The organism is Spirillospora sp. NPDC048823, from assembly GCF_043198445.1.
Taxonomy (GTDB): Bacteria; Actinomycetota; Actinomycetes; order Streptosporangiales; family Streptosporangiaceae; genus Spirillospora.
Genome location: NZ_JBICUT010000022.1, coordinates 17230 through 31878, shown reverse-complemented (window position 1 = coordinate 31878; position 14649 = coordinate 17230). Strand labels below are relative to the sequence as shown.

15 protein-coding genes are annotated in these 14649 nt (G+C 71.6%); 9 read left to right on the top strand and 6 right to left on the bottom strand.

Features of this window, described 5'->3' with window-relative positions:
* Positions 1-205 precede the first annotated feature (205 nt).
* The 3 genes from ACGFK0_RS34515 to ACGFK0_RS34505 all read right to left on the bottom strand — a co-directional run bounded on the left by ACGFK0_RS34515 (position 206) and on the right by ACGFK0_RS34505 (position 3017).
* Positions 206-1144: a TIGR03621 family F420-dependent LLM class oxidoreductase gene (locus tag ACGFK0_RS34515; protein WP_392912701.1), complete on the bottom strand. Its 939-nt coding sequence runs from the start codon at positions 1142-1144 to the stop codon at positions 206-208.
* Positions 1145-1383: 239 nt separating this feature from the next.
* On the bottom strand, positions 1384-1890 hold the full coding sequence (locus tag ACGFK0_RS34510; protein ID WP_392912700.1) for a GNAT family N-acetyltransferase: 507 nt from the start codon (positions 1888-1890) through the stop codon (positions 1384-1386).
* A 62-nt stretch (positions 1891-1952) separates the two neighbouring features.
* Positions 1953-3017: a phosphotransferase family protein gene (locus ACGFK0_RS34505; RefSeq protein WP_392912699.1), complete on the bottom strand. Its 1065-nt coding sequence runs from the start codon at positions 3015-3017 to the stop codon at positions 1953-1955.
* A 124-nt stretch (positions 3018-3141) separates the two neighbouring features.
* On the opposite strand from ACGFK0_RS34505, the gene ACGFK0_RS34500 reads away from it, so the two are divergent.
* The 3 genes from ACGFK0_RS34500 (at position 3142) to ACGFK0_RS34490 (ending at position 5496) form a co-directional block, all read left to right on the top strand.
* Positions 3142-4434 carry an acyl-CoA dehydrogenase family protein gene (locus ACGFK0_RS34500; RefSeq protein ID WP_392912698.1) on the top strand — a complete coding sequence of 431 codons (1293 nt, stop codon included), beginning with the start codon at positions 3142-3144 and terminating at the stop codon, positions 4432-4434.
* Complete coding sequence (locus tag ACGFK0_RS34495) at positions 4427-5059, top strand: helix-turn-helix domain-containing protein (protein WP_358468665.1); 633 nt, start codon at positions 4427-4429, stop codon at positions 5057-5059. Before ACGFK0_RS34500 ends, ACGFK0_RS34495 begins: the two co-directional genes overlap by 8 nt.
* Before the next feature lie 74 nt (positions 5060-5133).
* Entirely contained in the window at positions 5134-5496 is a 363-nt protein-coding gene (locus tag ACGFK0_RS34490) for a VOC family protein (protein WP_392912696.1), read from the top strand.
* Here ACGFK0_RS34490 and ACGFK0_RS34485 read toward each other — a convergent pair.
* A complete protein-coding gene (locus ACGFK0_RS34485) occupies positions 5484-6635 on the bottom strand; it encodes an amidohydrolase family protein (RefSeq protein ID WP_358468659.1) in 1152 nt (383 codons plus the stop codon). The genes ACGFK0_RS34490 and ACGFK0_RS34485 overlap by 13 nt on opposite strands.
* Before the next feature lie 152 nt (positions 6636-6787).
* Here ACGFK0_RS34485 and ACGFK0_RS34480 point away from each other — a divergent pair, with 152 nt between their 5' ends.
* The 3 genes from ACGFK0_RS34480 (at position 6788) to ACGFK0_RS34470 (ending at position 10325) form a co-directional block, all read left to right on the top strand.
* Positions 6788-7555, top strand: coding sequence for a peptidoglycan recognition family protein (locus tag ACGFK0_RS34480; RefSeq protein WP_358468656.1), 768 nt, complete (start codon positions 6788-6790; stop codon positions 7553-7555).
* A 185-nt stretch (positions 7556-7740) separates the two neighbouring features.
* Positions 7741-9183 carry a hypothetical protein gene (locus tag ACGFK0_RS34475; RefSeq protein ID WP_358468653.1) on the top strand — a complete coding sequence of 481 codons (1443 nt, stop codon included), beginning with the start codon at positions 7741-7743 and terminating at the stop codon, positions 9181-9183.
* A complete protein-coding gene (locus ACGFK0_RS34470; RefSeq protein WP_358468650.1) occupies positions 9180-10325 on the top strand; it encodes a hypothetical protein in 1146 nt (381 codons plus the stop codon). Before ACGFK0_RS34475 ends, ACGFK0_RS34470 begins: the two co-directional genes overlap by 4 nt.
* Here ACGFK0_RS34470 and ACGFK0_RS34465 read toward each other — a convergent pair.
* Together ACGFK0_RS34465 and ACGFK0_RS34460 are read right to left on the bottom strand one after the other, a co-directional pair.
* The gene (locus ACGFK0_RS34465) at positions 10318-11130 is read right to left on the bottom strand and encodes a PIG-L family deacetylase (RefSeq protein ID WP_358468647.1); all 813 of its coding nucleotides are present in this window, start codon (positions 11128-11130) and stop codon (positions 10318-10320) included. The genes ACGFK0_RS34470 and ACGFK0_RS34465 overlap by 8 nt on opposite strands.
* Positions 11131-11184: 54 nt before the next feature.
* Positions 11185-12039 (bottom strand): class II glutamine amidotransferase, encoded by an 855-nt coding sequence (locus ACGFK0_RS34460; protein WP_358468644.1) that lies wholly within the window; start codon positions 12037-12039, stop codon positions 11185-11187.
* A gap of 47 nt (positions 12040-12086) precedes the next feature.
* Between ACGFK0_RS34460 and ACGFK0_RS34455 the strand changes: the two genes are divergently transcribed.
* The 3 genes from ACGFK0_RS34455 to ACGFK0_RS34445 all read left to right on the top strand — a co-directional run bounded on the left by ACGFK0_RS34455 (position 12087) and on the right by ACGFK0_RS34445 (position 14646).
* Entirely contained in the window at positions 12087-12629 is a 543-nt protein-coding gene (locus ACGFK0_RS34455; protein ID WP_358468641.1) for an HAD domain-containing protein, read from the top strand.
* Between the two features lie 153 nt (positions 12630-12782).
* Positions 12783-13790, top strand: a complete 1008-nt coding sequence (locus ACGFK0_RS34450; RefSeq protein ID WP_358468638.1) for a methyltransferase — start codon at positions 12783-12785, stop codon at positions 13788-13790.
* 94 nt (positions 13791-13884) lie between these two features.
* Positions 13885-14646: an SDR family NAD(P)-dependent oxidoreductase gene (locus ACGFK0_RS34445; protein WP_392912695.1), complete on the top strand. Its 762-nt coding sequence runs from the start codon at positions 13885-13887 to the stop codon at positions 14644-14646.
* Positions 14647-14649: the final 3 nt, after the last annotated feature.

Sequence of the window (14649 nt, the reverse complement as noted above, 5' to 3'; positions counted from 1 at the left end):
CGCTCACAAACCGTGCCGTGAAACGGCTCACCGAACCGATGTGAGCCCGCTCACGAAAGGCATGTGAGGCCCCTCACAAACCCGGCACAGGGCTGCCGGTGCATGGAGAACGGGGATTCCCCGGTATCGCGATACCGGGGAATCCCCATTTTCAGCCCACGGGCCTGTGGCGGCGCGGGCGCTTCGCCGATCCGCGCCGATCCGCTCAGCCGGTGAGCAGCGCGATGACGGGGGCGAACTCCTCCATCGCCTCGTCCGAGACCTGGTAGTAGGTGAAGCCGAAGCGGTCGCGGCGGGTGAGCATCTGCTCGGCGATGTGCTCGGGCGGGCCCACGAACTGCGACGGCATGCCGAGGACGAGATCGGCCGCCGACGTCCCCCAGCCGCGCAGGACGGCGACCCGGGCGGCGGCGCGGCGCGGATCGGCGCCGAACGTGGGCGTCACCATCATGCTCAGCTCGACGTCGCGTCCTCCGGCGGCCTCCCGGACCCAGGCGGCCTTGCGGGCCACGGTGTCCGGGAGCCGCTCGGTGACCTCCTCGGAGATCGCCCCCTCGGGGAGGGCGCGGGGAAGGATGCCGACCGTGTCGGCGTGCCGCCCGGCGATGCCGAGCATGCGCCTGCTGCCGGCGCCGACGGCGAGCGGCGGCCGGTGCGCGGGCGGCGGGAAGACGGTCAGGCCGTCGATCCGGTAGTGGTCGCCCGCGAACGTGGTCTTCTGACCCGCGAGCAGGCTCCGCAGAATCCGCAGCGACTCCTCCAGACGCCCGACCCTGGCGCCGGCCTCGTCGAAGGCCATCCCGGCGGCCTCGTACTCCTCGCGGAGCCACCCCGCGCCGACGCCCAGTTCGAACCGTCCACCCGACAGGTGGTCGAGAGTGGCGGCCTCCTTGGCGAGCATCACCGGGTGCCGGTAGTCGTTGGCCAGGACCATCGTGCCCAGGCGCAGCGTGCTCGTGACGGACGCGGCGGCCGCCAGCGCCACCATCGGCGCGAGCTGATCCCCGAACGGCTCGGTGACGAAATGGTCCCGCAGCACCAGCGCGTCGTAGCCGAGTTCCTCGGCGCGCCGCGCCGTGTCGGCCAGTTCGGCGCCGGAACGGATCGACTCCCCTACGACGCCGAAACGGAATTTCCTGTCCATGCCGTGAGCATGCGTGGCGGACGGCCGGTGCGCTGGCGGGAATCCGACAGGGGGTTCGCGGCGAGGGGCCGGCCGGCGGGGCGAGGTGCCGACCGGTGGAACGGGGCGAGTGGCTCGATTCGCCGTCCGTGCGGCGTAAGGGCGTCACCGACTGCCCCGCTGCCACCGGTCACTTCCAGGCTGCGTCGCGATTCCCCGATTTGCAACCCGCCGGGCGCTCACAGCGGGCCACGGAACGCCTACGGGCCGACGCGCTGGGACAGCAGGCGGCCCGGCCAGTCGCCGACCTTGAACTCCGCGACCGGCTCGAAGCCGTTGCGCCGGTAGTACTCGACGAGCCGCCCTCCGCCGCCGCCATAGCAGTCGACGCGCAGCAGGCCGGCGCCCTTCGCCCGGGCCTCGTCCTTCGCCTTGCCGATCAGCGCGCCGCCGATCCCGTGCCCGGCGAACGCGCGGTCCGTCACCAGCAGCGTGATGTAGAGCTCGGGCTCGTCGATCGCGTCGACGTAGGACGGCGGCCGCGGCGAGACCGCCATGACCCCGGCCGGGCGCCCGTCCACCTCGGCCACCCAGATCTCGTCGCCGCGGGCGATGCCGGCGATCCGCTCCACCCGCCGCGGATCGTCCGACCAGGGTTCGCTGCCCCACTGCCCCGACCGGCCCTGCGCCGCGAGCCACGCCACGGCGCCGTCCAGCATCGCCAGCATCACCGGCGCGTCCCCGGCGCCTCCCCTGCGGATCTCCATCGCACCTCCTCGTGCGGCCGATCCTGGCAGTTCCCGATCATCGCCGCGAGAGGGGGACGCCGTCAGGCGTCGATGAACTCCTGCGCGCGGCGGAACAGGCCGAGGGTGATCGAGTGCAGCAGGTCGCCGGTCTCCCGGGGCGCCTTCCCGGCGAACGCGCGGGCGTTCGTGCCCTCCAGGACGATGCCGAGCTTGAAGCACGCGAGCACCGCGTACCAGGTGATGGACGACAGGTCGCGTCCGGCGACGGCGTCCGCGCGCTCGGCGTAGGTGGCGACCAGCTCGTCCGCCGCCGGGAGGCCGCCCGCCGCGCCGAGCGGACCGGCCAGCGCCGCGCTCTGATCGTCGCGGTCGGGCCAGGTGGCCAGCAGCCACCCGAGGTCGAGCAGCGGGTCGCCGATCGTGCACATCTCCCAGTCGACGATCGCGGCGACCTCGGGACCGTCGAACGAGTACATCAGGTTGGCCAGGTGGTAGTCGCCGTGCAGGATCCCCGGCCGCCAGGCCGCCGGACGATGCTCGCCCAGCCACCGGGCCACGCCGTCCAGGCCGGGGATGTCGGGACCCGGGTAGCCGTCGAGCGCGCTGTAGGAGTCGAGTTCCGACAGCCAGCGCCCCACCTGCCGCTCCAGGAACCCCTCGGGTTTGCCGAAATCGGCCAGGCCGGCGGCCTCGTGGTCGACCGCGCCCAGCGCCGACAGCGCGCGCGCCGCGTGCAGCCCCATTTCGTGCCGGACGGACGCGTCCCCGGCATGCAGGTCAGGCAGCGCCACCGTGGCGTTGAAGCCCTCGACCGGGGTCATCAGGTAGAAGACCGCGCCGTTCATGACGGACTCGTCCGGGCAGGCCGCGATGAGACGCGGCGCGGGGACGTCCGTGCCGTCCAGGGCCGCCAGGACGCGGGCCTCCCGGCGCAGGACGTCGTTCGTCCTCGCGCGCAGATGGCTCGGGCCGCGCCGGAGCACATAGTCCCGGCCGCCCCTGCGGAACCGGATCAGGGTGTTCTGCGTGCCCCCGGCCAGCGGCTCGACGTCCTCGAACGGGCCGCCGGGGAGGCCCTGCCCGTCCATCCAGCCGGTCAGGACGTCGAAGTCGACGAGCGCGCGGTCGATCTGCTCAGGCTGCACTGGCGGGTCCCTTTCCGGACACGGATCACCTGCCGACAGGAGATACCGGAGAGTAACAGTCATGCACTTGCATTACTCGTTCAGGTAGAGGCATTATTCGGGAAACGACGTCAGGAGGCTCGCCATGGCATGGGACTTCGAGACCGACCCCGCCTACCAGGAACTTCTCGACTGGGCGGACGCCTTCGTCCGGGACGAGGTCGAGCCGCTCGACCTGGTGGCCGGCGACCCGTACGACAAGACCGACCCCCGCTACAAGGAACTGGTCCGCCCGCTCCAGGACCGGGTGCGCGAGAAGGGCCTGTGGGCCTGCCACCTCGGCCCCGACCTCGGCGGCCAGGGCTACGGCCAGGTGAAGCTGGCCCTGCTGAACGAGATCCTCGGACGCTCCCGCTGGGCGCCGTCGGTCTTCGGCTGCCAGGCGCCCGACTCCGGCAACGCGGAGATCATCGCCCACTTCGGCACGCCCGACCAGAAGGAGCGCTACCTGCGCCCCCTCCTGGACGGCGACATCTCATCCTCCTATTCCATGACCGAGCCGCACGGCGGCGCCGACCCGACCCTGTTCACCACGCGCGCCGTCCGCGACGGGGACGGCTGGATCATCAACGGCGAGAAGTGGTTCTCCTCCAACGCCCGGCACGCCACATTCCTGATCGTGATGGCCGTGACGAACCCAGACGTGTCCGCATACGAGGGCATGTCGATGTTCATCGTGCCGGCGGACGCGCCCGGCCTGATCACCGTCCGCAACGTGGGCGTCGGCGGCGAACGCGAGGGCTCCCACGGCTACCTGCGCTACGACAATGTCCGCGTCCCCGCCGAGAACCTCCTCGGCGACGAGGGCGGCGCGTTCGTCATCGCCCAGACCCGCCTCGGCGGCGGCCGCATCCACCACGCCATGCGCACCATCGCGCAGGTCCGCAAGGCGTTCGACATGATGCTCGAACGGGCCGTCTCCCGGCAGACGCGCTTCGGCGCACTCGCCAAGATGCAGATGACCCGCGAGAAGATCGCCGACAGCTGGATCGAGATCGAGCAGTTCCGGCTGCTCGTCCTGCGCACCGCCTGGCTGATCGACAAGCACAAGGACTACAAGGCGGTCCGCAAGGACATCGCCGCCGTCAAGGCCGCGATGCCGAAGGTCTACCACGACGTCGTCCAGCGCGCGATGCACCTGCACGGCGCCCTCGGCGTGTCGAACGAGATGCCGTTCGCCGCCATGATGATGGGGGCCCAGGCGATGGCCATCGCCGACGGCCCCACCGAAGTCCACAAGATCACCCTCGCCCGGCAGCTGCTACGCGACGTCGAACCCGTGGAGGGCCTGTGGCCGTCCGGCCACCTGCCCACCCGCCGGGAGGCGGCCCGCGAACGCTTCGCCGACGCCCTGGAGCACGCAATCGGCAATGAATGACACCCGCGAACGCCTGCTGGACGCCGCCGAGTCCCTCTACGCCGCACGCGGCGTGGACGCCGTCAGCCTCCGGGAGATCATCCAGGAGGCCGGCGCCCGCAACGCCACGGCCGTCCAGTACCACTTCGGCGACCGCGCCGGGATCGTCCGCGCGATCCTCGCCCGGCACGCGGCCGAAGTGGAGGCCCGCCGGCACGCCCTGCTCGACGTCTGCGAGGACGGCGAGCAGGGCGTCCGCCCCCTGGCCGCCGCCCTGGTCCGCCCCATGGCGGCCCGCCTCTCCGACGCGTCGGGCCGCGCCTACCTCCAGATCTGGGCGGACGTCGTCAACCGCCCGAACCCCCTGGTCCCGATGGCGGTTCTCGACGACCCAGCGGACAGCCTCTGCCGCTGGCGCACCCTCGTCGAGCCGCTCCTCGAAGAGGACGCCGCCCGCCTGCACCGGCGCTTCACCGCCATCCTGTACGCCTCGATCGAACTGGCCCGCCGCGCCCGCTCCGGCCCCCACGCCGACGACCGCCTGTTCACCAGCTACCTGATCGACGTCGTCACCGCGATCCTCGGCGCCCCCGTCTCACCCGAGACCCGCCGCCTCGCCGCCGAACGCGACGCCGCCCGCCGCTGAGGTCACATTCGTCCAAGACGGCCGGATCCATCGCTCCCAGACTGGGCATGTCAGCCACGACCAGGGAGGACGACATGACAAGCGAGATCCGCCGGACCTTCTACCCGCTCATCAACTGCGCCGACACGGCCGAGTCCATGGAATGGCTGGAGAAGGCGTTCGGCTTCACGCCCACCGAAGTCCACCGGGACGACGACGGGAAGATCGTCCACGCCGAGATGAACTTCGACACCGGCATCCTCATGTTCGGCAACGGCGAACCCGGCAAGACGGCCCTCTACGTCGCCGTCGACGACCCCGACGCCCACCACGACCGCGCCAAGGCAGCCGGCGCCGAGATCTTCCGCGAGCTCAGCGACCAGGACTACGGCTCCCGCGACTACGCGGCCCGCGACCTGGACGGCAACGAATGGTACTTCGGCACCTACCGCCCCTGAGCGACCCGGCGCCCGCCGACGACCACGGCGGCCGGCCGCGCCAGCGCCGCCGGATCTTCGCGGGGATCGTCATGGAAGGTGACGAGACTCGCCGGGCGCCCCACCCGAAGCCCCGGAACGCCGAGGAAGTCGCAGGCCGCGGTGCTGGCCGCGGCCAACGCCTCCTCCGGTGACACCCCGAGTTCCACCAGCAGCGCGACCTCATCGGCGACGCTCCCGGCCACATCGGTGCCGACCAGGATCCGTACACCTCGCGCGACCGCGATCCGCAGCAGGTGCTCGAAGTGCTCGCGTCGCCGCATGCGCCGCCTGCGGCGCCCAGAGTCCTCGCCGGGCCTGGGGGCGATGGCCGCGCACAGCGTCGGCGTCCATGCGCCGCCCTGATCGGCGAGGGCCGCCACGTCGGCCTCGTTCATGCCGTCGCCGTGCTCGATCGAGTCGACGCCGGCGGCGATCAGGTCACCCGCGAACCCCGTGGTCGTATGCGCCGCGACTCTGGCCCCGGCCTGATGGACGGCCTCCACCAGCCTCCGGACGTCGTCCACCGGATACGCCGGAACGGCGTCGCCCGGACGCATGGCACCGCCGTCCACCAGGGGGAAATCGCCGATCAGCTTCACCCAGCGCGCCCCGCCGGCGATCTCCGCCAGCGCGCTCTCGATCAACTCGTCGGCGGACACGGGCGAATGCAACTCTGGAAAGTACCGTCCCTCCGGCGCGAGGAAACGACCGCAGGCGAGTAGCCTCACGCCTCCGGTGTCCTCCAGCATCCGCAGTGTCAGGCTGCCGGGGCTGCCGAGGTCCCGGACGACCGCGACCCCCGCGTCGCGTGCCGTGCCGAGGTTCGCGTGCGCTTCTTCGAGACTCAGCGGCCGCGGCCATCCGTCCTCGCCGCCGGCGATGCTCAGATGGCAGTGCGCGTCGACCAGGCCGGGCAGCACGAAGCGTCCGGGAAGCGTCTTGCTCCCGTCCGGCGGCACCTCGACCCATCGTCCCTGAGCGTCGATGCCGCCTGCGGCGGGCCGCCCCTCAGGCAGGAACGCACCCTCTACGCGCCAGCCGTCGGATTCTTTGCGGTGGACCCCGTCCCGTCTGCTGACCACCGCACCGGACTGGCCGACCGTCGCCCTCTCCTGCACACCCCGAAGAGTTCCACAGTCGGGGGCCCGGCGGGTTGGCACACAATCACACGATCCACATAAATCCAAAATAGGCGCATAGGGCCCTGTTGTCTCGCTTGTTGTCTTTCGCGACCATGTGTCTGGTTGATCATCTCTGGAGGGAGTTGCTCATGGCCGCGGAAATGCGTCTCACCCGCCGGGGACTGCTCGGAGGCACCGGCGCGGTCCTGGGCGGCGCGCTGCTCGGTCCGGTGGCGGGCGCGCCGTCCGCGGCTTCGGCGCAGGCCGCGCCCCGCGTCCACACCCGTTCCGAGTGGGGGGCGCGGCCGCCCACCTCGACGGCGACCGTGCTGGACCGGGCCCCCGACCACATCGTCGTCCACCACACCGCCTCGGCGAACTCCACCGACTACTCGCTGGAGCACGCCTTCGCGCTGTCCCGCTCGATCCAGAACTTCCACATGGACGGCAACGGATGGAGCGACACCGGTCAGCAGCTCACCATCAGCCGCGGCGGCCACCTGATGGAGGGACGGAACCGCAGCCTTGCGGCCGTCAACGCCGGCGACCACGTGGTCGGGGCCCACACCCTCAATCACAACAGCCACACGATCGGCATCGAGAACGAGGGCATCTACATGACCCAGGGGCCCACTGGCCCGCTGTGGGACAAGCTCGTCGCGACGTGCGCGTGGCTGTGCGACACGTACGGGCTCGACCCGCACGCGGCCATCGTCGGGCATCGCGACTACAACGCCACCGCCTGCCCTGGGGACGTCCTGTACGCGCGGCTGCCGGAACTGCGCAACGAGGTCGCCGGCAGTCTCGGCGCACGGCGCGTCGCGCAGAGCTCTCCCGCCGTGCCCAGCGGCCTGCGGGGACCGCGCCACACCTTCGACCACGGTCCTGCGGCGGCCCCGGGCGAGCCCACGCGCTGATCCGGGAACGGGCGGGAGCCCGGCCGGAATATCGGGAGGCACGCGGTTCCCGCGCGGTGTTACGGTGCGGAAGCCGGCCGCGGGACTTCGGTGCGACTTCCGGAACCCACCTTTCAAGTGATGATTCGCCGCTCGCGCCATCCTTCCCCGGCCGGCACCCCGCCCCCCGACCTGCGTGGAAAGCGATGACCGAGACGTTCGAGGAACTCGTCGCCTGCGAGGACGCGCTGATGTTCGTCAATGCGGCGATCACGTCGACCGGGCAGCGGGAATTCCAGCACTACCCCGGTGATCAGCGGCTCAGCCTTGAATTCCTGCACGAATACATGCTGGAGAACTACCGGGAGGTGTACGCGGCCGCTCTCGCACTGGACGTCAACGACCACAATGCGGCGATCATCGTCCGGAATCTGCTGGTGCGGGCGGGGGACGTCGAGGTCGGGCGGCGCCGGTACGAGGGGCGCCTGATCGCGCGGCGGCTGGAGCTGATGCCGCAGCACCGGGTGTACCGGGTGTTCGGGGAACTGAGGCGGCGCGGTGTGAACAACCGGCGGACGCGCGCCATCATCCGCGACTGGATGGCGGGGCGCGGTGACCCGGCGTTCGACTCCGTCAAGTACCGGAGCGCGGTGAAGGCCGCGGCGCGGCATGCGCATCTGCGGCTTCAGGGGGAGCAGCGCAATTTCCTGTTCGCGCCGTTCAGCGTGAAGGCGTTCAAGACGCCGATCTTCGAGCAGTGGCGGCGGGCGCACTATGAGCAGGCCGCGATCTATGAGCTTCCGTACACGGTCGCGGAGGGGTTCGCGGCCAAGCACGGCGTTCCGCGCGAGGTGTTCCTGGAGCGCATCCAGCCGCGGATGACCCGGCTGGAGCGGCTCCGCCTGCAGGAGAACGCGCGGAAGGCCGCGGTCGAGAACGTCCGCGCGGACCTGGGGGAGATGCCCCTCACCCGGCTCGCCTCGTACGTGCTGTCCCTGTCGCTGGACGCCAGGGCGGAGCGGCGCGCCGAGTTGACCGAGGCGCTGCGCACGGCCGCACGGCGCGTGGCCGGTGCGGCGCGCGGTTCGTGGGGCACGGTGACCGCGGTCCTGGACGACAGCTACTCCGCGACGGGGTCGGGGCAGAAGCGGCGGCGTCCGCTGGCGGTCGCTCTCGCCTCGAACTACCTGCTGGAGGCGCTCGCGAAGGAGTACACGCCGCTGTGGACGTCGGGACGCACCGACGAGCTGCTGGTGTACCCGTTCGGCCCCACGCCGCTCGGGCAGCGGATCATCGACGCGCTGGAGACGCGGCCCGAGCGTCTCCTCATCGTCTCGGACGGCTGCGACAACGCGCCGCCCGGCCTCGCCGCGGACGTCCTGCGGATCTGGCGGACCCGCCTCGACCCGGGGCACCGGCGTGCGCCCGGCCAGCGGGTGATGATCGCCCACCTGAACCCGGTGTACGACGCCGACGACTTCGACGTGCGGCGGCTGGCGCCGACCGTGCCCACCGCTGGCATCAGGGACGCCGAGGACCTGCCGACGCTGGTCGAGCTCGCCCGCTTCGCCGAGGGGCGGGTCGGCCTGGCGCAGCTGCGGGCTCACCTGGACGACCGGGCCGCACGCTTCCTGGGGGACCTCTCATGACGTTCACGCTGGACGGGCTGGAGACCAGGGCCGCGCAGACGTGGGGCAGCGTGCGGCTAGTCCCGCTCGTCCGGGACGAGCCCGTCCCGCATCTGCGCCTGCACCGGAAGGTCTACGAGGAGCCGGTGTCGGTCGTGGAGGTCGGGGACGGGACGGTGTACACGTCGTTCGTCCCGCACGCGTTCGTGGCGACCTGGAGTGAGAACGACCAGTTGCCCGCGGCCGCGTACGGGACGCGGCTCCTGGAGCACGACACCGAGGCCGCGCCGCCGCGGATGCCGGTGCGGACGACGCGCCGGATGGCGAGGAGGACGGGCAAGGACCGGCTTCGCTTCCTGCCGCTGCACCTGGCCGTCGAGGGCTATCTCGCGCTGCACTTCGGCGGCCCGGAGATCGCGTGGGAGGAGTGGTCGCGCAGGGCGGTCGCGCACGGGCTGTCGCCCCGGTGCGAGGAGACCTATCTCGGGCATCAGGTGCGGGGGCTCGAGGACGCCCTGCGGATCTTCGAGATCCATCCGGGGCAGTGCGGCGTGATGGTCTACGTCGCGGACGCGCTGGCGAGCGCGTTCGTCACCCCGCATCCCGACGACTACCGGGCGCTGCATCCGACCCTGGTCGAAGACCTGTTCGGGGAACTGATCTACGTGTACGGCCTCCTGGGGATGCCCGCGGGCGACCTGTCGGCGGGGATCGACGACACCGGGATCCGTTCGCTCAAGGACCTGCGGGCGGCGGCGGAGAGGCGGCAGGCCGAGTGGGCCGCCTTCCATGACGAGGTCATGGCCGGGCAGCTCCTCGACGAGGACGGATCCCGCCAGGTCGTGCAGTTCCTCAACGGCTTCGAGCTGGCGCGGTTCCTGCCGTCGTTCGGCCTGCGCAAGGAGAACCACATCGGTGAGACCATCACCGGCGCCGACGGGCGCGTCGCGTACATGAAGACGTTCCGGCTCTCCGACGCGCAGGTGAAGCGGGGATACCTCCTCAAGCGGCTGGCCGCGCACGAGTGGCGGCTGGACGCCACCGCCGCCTCCCTGGGCACCGATGAGGCGGCCTTCGCGTTGCGGCTTGAGCGGTCCGGGTTCGGCTACCTGCTGCGTCAGGACGTCCTCGACCACTACAGGGCCCAGGCCCGGATCACCTGAGACCGTCGAACAGGTCCTCTTCCTTGCCGGACGCCTCGACGCGCGAGTAGTGGCGGACGAACGTCTCGGACGAGAACGCCGCCTGCTGCACCTCCTCCGGCAGCCGCAGGAGGAAGATGTTCTCGCCCTGGCTCGCGTGGGCCTGGAGGGCCTTCCGCTTGACCTCCACATGCGCGGACACGTCGACCGTGCTGGTGATCAGCTCGTCGGGGGTCCCGAAGTCCTCGGGCGGATCGAAGTCGATCTCCACGCCCGCCTCGCGGATGGTCTCGAACATCTGCTTGATGCCCGAGCGGGGGATGGCGGTGTAGTACAGCTTGTCCGGCACGCCGCTCTTCTCGGCGGCGGCGAGCGCGATGCGGTGGGCCTGGATGTGGTCGGGGTGCCCGTAGCCGCCGTTCTCGTCGTAGGTGACGACGACCTGCGGGCGGTAGTGCTCCATCAGCGCGGCGAGCCGCCCGGCGGACTCCTCCAGCGGGACGTTCGCGAACGCCTCGGGATCGTCGTTCGCCGACCAGCCGGCCATGCCGGAGTCGCGGTAGCCGAGCAGCTCCAGATGGCCGATGCCGAGCAGGCCGGCCGACTCGCGCAGTTCGGCCAGGCGCCGTTCGGCGACCTCGGAGGCGTCGTGTCCCGGTTCGCCGGGCTTCACGCCGCCGGAGTCGTCGCCCTGCTCCCCGTTGGTGCAGGTGACCAGGACCGTGCGGATGCCCTCTGCGGCGCAGCGGGCGAGCAGGCCGCCGGTGCCCAGCACCTCGTCGTCGGGGTGGGCGTGCACGGCCATCAGCGTGAGTTGGTGCGTCATCCAGGCTCCTTCAGGACTCGGCCGCCCACTCTACGTCCCGCGCGCCGGAGTCGATCACGTCTGGGACGTGGCCTCCGCCGCCGACAGTTCGGCGACCGTCAGCGGGTGCGCCGGGTCGTCGAACGGGAACAGCGAGGTCGCCTCCAGCCCGTCCACCATGAGCAGTTCGCCGGGCGCGAGGAGGCGCCACCCCGGGTCGTCGTCCATGCGCTCGCTGGCGAGGACGAACGCCGGGCACGGCTCCCTGTGCGCCCCCACGCTCACCTGACCGGGCTCGCGGCCGGAGCTCAGGTGCCGGGCGGGACCGGTCTTCTCCAGCGTGGGCTTGAGGACCCACAGCTCGTGCGTGTCCGGGTAGCGCAGCGCCCACAGCCGCCGCGACTCGGCCAGCAGGACGTTCAGCGCGAAGACGGGCAGTTCGGCGGCGATGCGCCGGACGGCGGAGATCAGCCCCGCCAGTGCGTCGCCGCATCGCCGGATCTCCGCCGTGATGTAGGCGAACACCAGCTCGGAGTCGGTCTGCCCCTGGGTCAGGGCCCGTTCCACGTCGGTGAGCCACGAGCCGAGGACGTCGAGGCGCTTCACCACGCCGTTGTGGGCGAACAGCCGGTCGTCCATGACGAACGGGTGGGAGTTGTGGACGTCCGGTGCGCCCGTCGACGCGAACCGGACGTGGGAGACGAACGTGTGCGACACGACGTGGCGCGCCTCGGCGTTGAAGTCGCAGTCCTGGAACGCGGCGATGGGCGCGCGGTCGCGGACGGGTTCCTCGCCCAGCGAGAACCAGCCGAGTCCCGTTCCGTCGGGCATGCGGCGGCTCTGGGACGTCATGCTGTCCGGAGCGTCCAGCAGCCAGAACGTGCTGTGGACGCGCGGTCCTCCCGTGGTCATCCCGAAGAGCCGGCACATGACCGCACCATGCCCGCTCGGCGGAAACCTATGACGCGCGGCCGGAAATGACCTTCGACGGACGGTCCGTGATGTCGTACCGTCCGGGTATGGGGTCGCCGGTGGTTCTTCTGGACGTGGACGGAGTTCTCAACCCATTCGAAAGGCCCCACCGGGGCTACAAACGGCATCGCTGCTCGCCGAACGGCATGTCGTTCAGGCTGTGGCTCAACCCCGCGCACGGCCCGTCCCTGCTGGACCTGGCCGAGTCCGCCGGTGCGGAACTGGCCTGGGCGAGCTACTGGTGCGACAACGCCAACGTGTGGATCGCTCCGAGAGTCGGGTTGCCGGAGCTGCCGTTCGTCCCGATCCCGCAGTTCCCCGGCGCCGAGGAGGGGCGGACGCTCGGCGCGTGGAAGGCCCGCCACGTCGCCGCGTGGACCGAGGGCCGCCCGTTCGTCTGGTTCGAGGACGAGCCCGACGCCACCGAGTGCATCGCCGGCGAGCCCGACGTCGCCGAGCATCTGCTCGTGGAGATCGACCCGATGGGCGGCCTGACCGACGAGCACCTCGCCGCCGCCGCGACCTGGCTGCGCGCCCTCGCCCGCTGACACCGCAGGCCCGCTCACACCCGGGCCCGCTGACACCGCAGGCCCGCCGACGCCGCAGGCATGCCGGCCGCGGCTGCCGGGCAGGTTTCATTCGTCCAAGACGGCCCCCCGGCTACTCCGTAGCGTCCCTGGTGACAAAGAAGGGAGCCGACGATGTCGAGATCACCGCTGCTGGACCTGGCCTTCGGGTACATGCCGGCGCAGATGCTTCACGTGGCCGCGGAGATACGGCTGGCCGACGCCCTGGCGGACGGGCCGAGATCGAGCGCGGAACTGGCGAAGGAGACCGGAACCCACGCGCCGTCGCTGTACCGGCTGCTGCGCGGCCTCACCGGCCTGGGCGTCGTGGACCAGAAGGAGCGCGACCTCTTCGCGCTGACCGCGGAGGGGCGGCGGCTCCGCGCCGACGCCCCCGACTCGATCCGCGCGCTGATCAAGCTGTTCTGCGGCCCCGACGTGTGGCGGACGTGGGGCGACATGACCGAGACGCTGCGCACCGGGGAGTACGCGTGGGAACGCGCGACCGGCAAGACGCCGTTCGAGTTCTTCAAGTCGGACGGAGAGCTGTCGGCGACGTTCAACGCGGCGATGGCCGAGCACACCCGGGCGGTCGCGCCGGGGATCATCGAGGCGCACGACTTCGGCCGCTACGCCACGGTCGCGGACCTCGGCGGCGGTGACGGAACGCTGCTCGCCGCGATCCTGCGCGCCAACCCCGGGCTGCGCGGAGTGCTCTTCGACCTGCCCGCCGGCCTCGACGCCGCGTCCGGCACGCTGGCGGACGTCGCCGACCGGGCGCAGATCATGCCGGGCGACTTCTTCGAGTCCGTTCCCGAAGGCCCGGACGCGTACGTCCTCAAGAGCGTGATCCACGACTGGCACGACGAGAAGGCCACCGCGATCCTGAAGAACGTCCGCGCGGCGATGCGTCCCGGCGACCGGGTGCTCGTGCTGGAGCAGGTGATGCCGGAGATCGTCACGCCGGAGACGGCCGGCGTCGTCCGCAACGACCTCAACATGCTCGTCTCGACCGGCGGACGCGAGCGGACCGAGGCGGAGTTCCGGGAGCTGCTCGAAGGCGCGGGACTCACGGTGGTCTCGCTGACCGGGCCGCTGCCGCCGTCCGCCTACCACGTCATCGAGGCGGAACCGGCCGGGTAGGCCCGGGGGCGTCTTCGTCAGGGCCCGCTTACGGCGGGAGGCCGCGAGCGTGCAGGATGGTGCTGTCGTCCGCCCCCTGACGAAGGAGCGCCCCATGAGTTCTCTGGCCGGCCGTACCGCCCTGGTCACCGGAGGCGGCCGGGGGATCGGCCGGGCGATCGCCCTGGCCCTGGCCGCCGACGGGGCCGGGGTGGCCGTCGCCTACCGGCGCGACGAGGACGCCGCGCGCAAGACCGTCGCCGACATCGAGGCCGCGGGCGTGCGCGGCCACGCGTTCCGCGCGTCGGTCGACGACCTGGAGGAGTGCCGGGCCCTCGCCGCCCGCGTCGAGGCGGAGCTCGGCGGCCTCGACATCCTCGTGCACTGCGCCGGGATCGCCAGCCGCGGCCACAGCGTCGCTGGCACCGACCCCGCCGAGCTCGAGCGGGTGCTGCGCGTGCACGCGTTCGGCCCGCACCACCTCAGCCAGGCGCTGCTGCCGCTGATGCGCCGCGCCGGACGCAGCGACATGGTGTTCGTCTCCAGCGTGATCACCGACACCACGCCGCCGTTCGGCGCCCCCTACACGATGGGCAAGGCCGCGATGGAGGCGCTCGCGCGGACCCTCGCCAAGGAGGAGCGCGGCAACGGCATGCACGTCAACGTCGTCGCGCCCGGCGTGGTCGACACCGACATGGGACGGCGGCTCGTGCGCGCCACCACGGGCATCGAGGACATCCGGCAAGCGGACGCCTCATCCCCCTACGGGCACGTCTGCACTCCCGAGGAGGTCGCCGGAGTGGTGCGGTTCCTCGTCTCCGACGAGGCGTCCTACCTCACCGGGCAGCGCATCGTCATCGACGGGGGGACGTTCTAGCGC

Bases quoted from the DNA above. Each gene is read 5' to 3' on its own strand.
- ACGFK0_RS34490 (WP_392912696.1), top strand. From the start codon at position 5,134: ATGACAAGCGAGATCCGCCGGACCTTCTACCCGCTCATCAACTGCGCC.
- ACGFK0_RS34465 (WP_358468647.1), bottom strand. From the start codon at position 11,130: ATGACGCACCAACTCACGCTGATGGCCGTGCACGCCCACCCCGACGAC.
- ACGFK0_RS34460 (WP_358468644.1), bottom strand. From the start codon at position 12,039: ATGTGCCGGCTCTTCGGGATGACCACGGGAGGACCGCGCGTCCACAGC.
- ACGFK0_RS34470 (WP_358468650.1), top strand. From the start codon at position 9,180: ATGACGTTCACGCTGGACGGGCTGGAGACCAGGGCCGCGCAGACGTGG.
- ACGFK0_RS34515 (WP_392912701.1), bottom strand. From the start codon at position 1,144: ATGGACAGGAAATTCCGTTTCGGCGTCGTAGGGGAGTCGATCCGTTCC.
- ACGFK0_RS34455 (WP_358468641.1), top strand. From the start codon at position 12,087: ATGACCTTCGACGGACGGTCCGTGATGTCGTACCGTCCGGGTATGGGG.
- ACGFK0_RS34500 (WP_392912698.1), top strand. From the start codon at position 3,142: ATGGCATGGGACTTCGAGACCGACCCCGCCTACCAGGAACTTCTCGAC.
- ACGFK0_RS34480 (WP_358468656.1), top strand. From the start codon at position 6,788: ATGGCCGCGGAAATGCGTCTCACCCGCCGGGGACTGCTCGGAGGCACC.
- ACGFK0_RS34450 (WP_358468638.1), top strand. From the start codon at position 12,783: ATGTCGAGATCACCGCTGCTGGACCTGGCCTTCGGGTACATGCCGGCG.
- ACGFK0_RS34475 (WP_358468653.1), top strand. From the start codon at position 7,741: ATGACCGAGACGTTCGAGGAACTCGTCGCCTGCGAGGACGCGCTGATG.
- ACGFK0_RS34445 (WP_392912695.1), top strand. From the start codon at position 13,885: ATGAGTTCTCTGGCCGGCCGTACCGCCCTGGTCACCGGAGGCGGCCGG.
- ACGFK0_RS34510 (WP_392912700.1), bottom strand. From the start codon at position 1,890: ATGGAGATCCGCAGGGGAGGCGCCGGGGACGCGCCGGTGATGCTGGCG.
- ACGFK0_RS34495 (WP_358468665.1), top strand. From the start codon at position 4,427: ATGAATGACACCCGCGAACGCCTGCTGGACGCCGCCGAGTCCCTCTAC.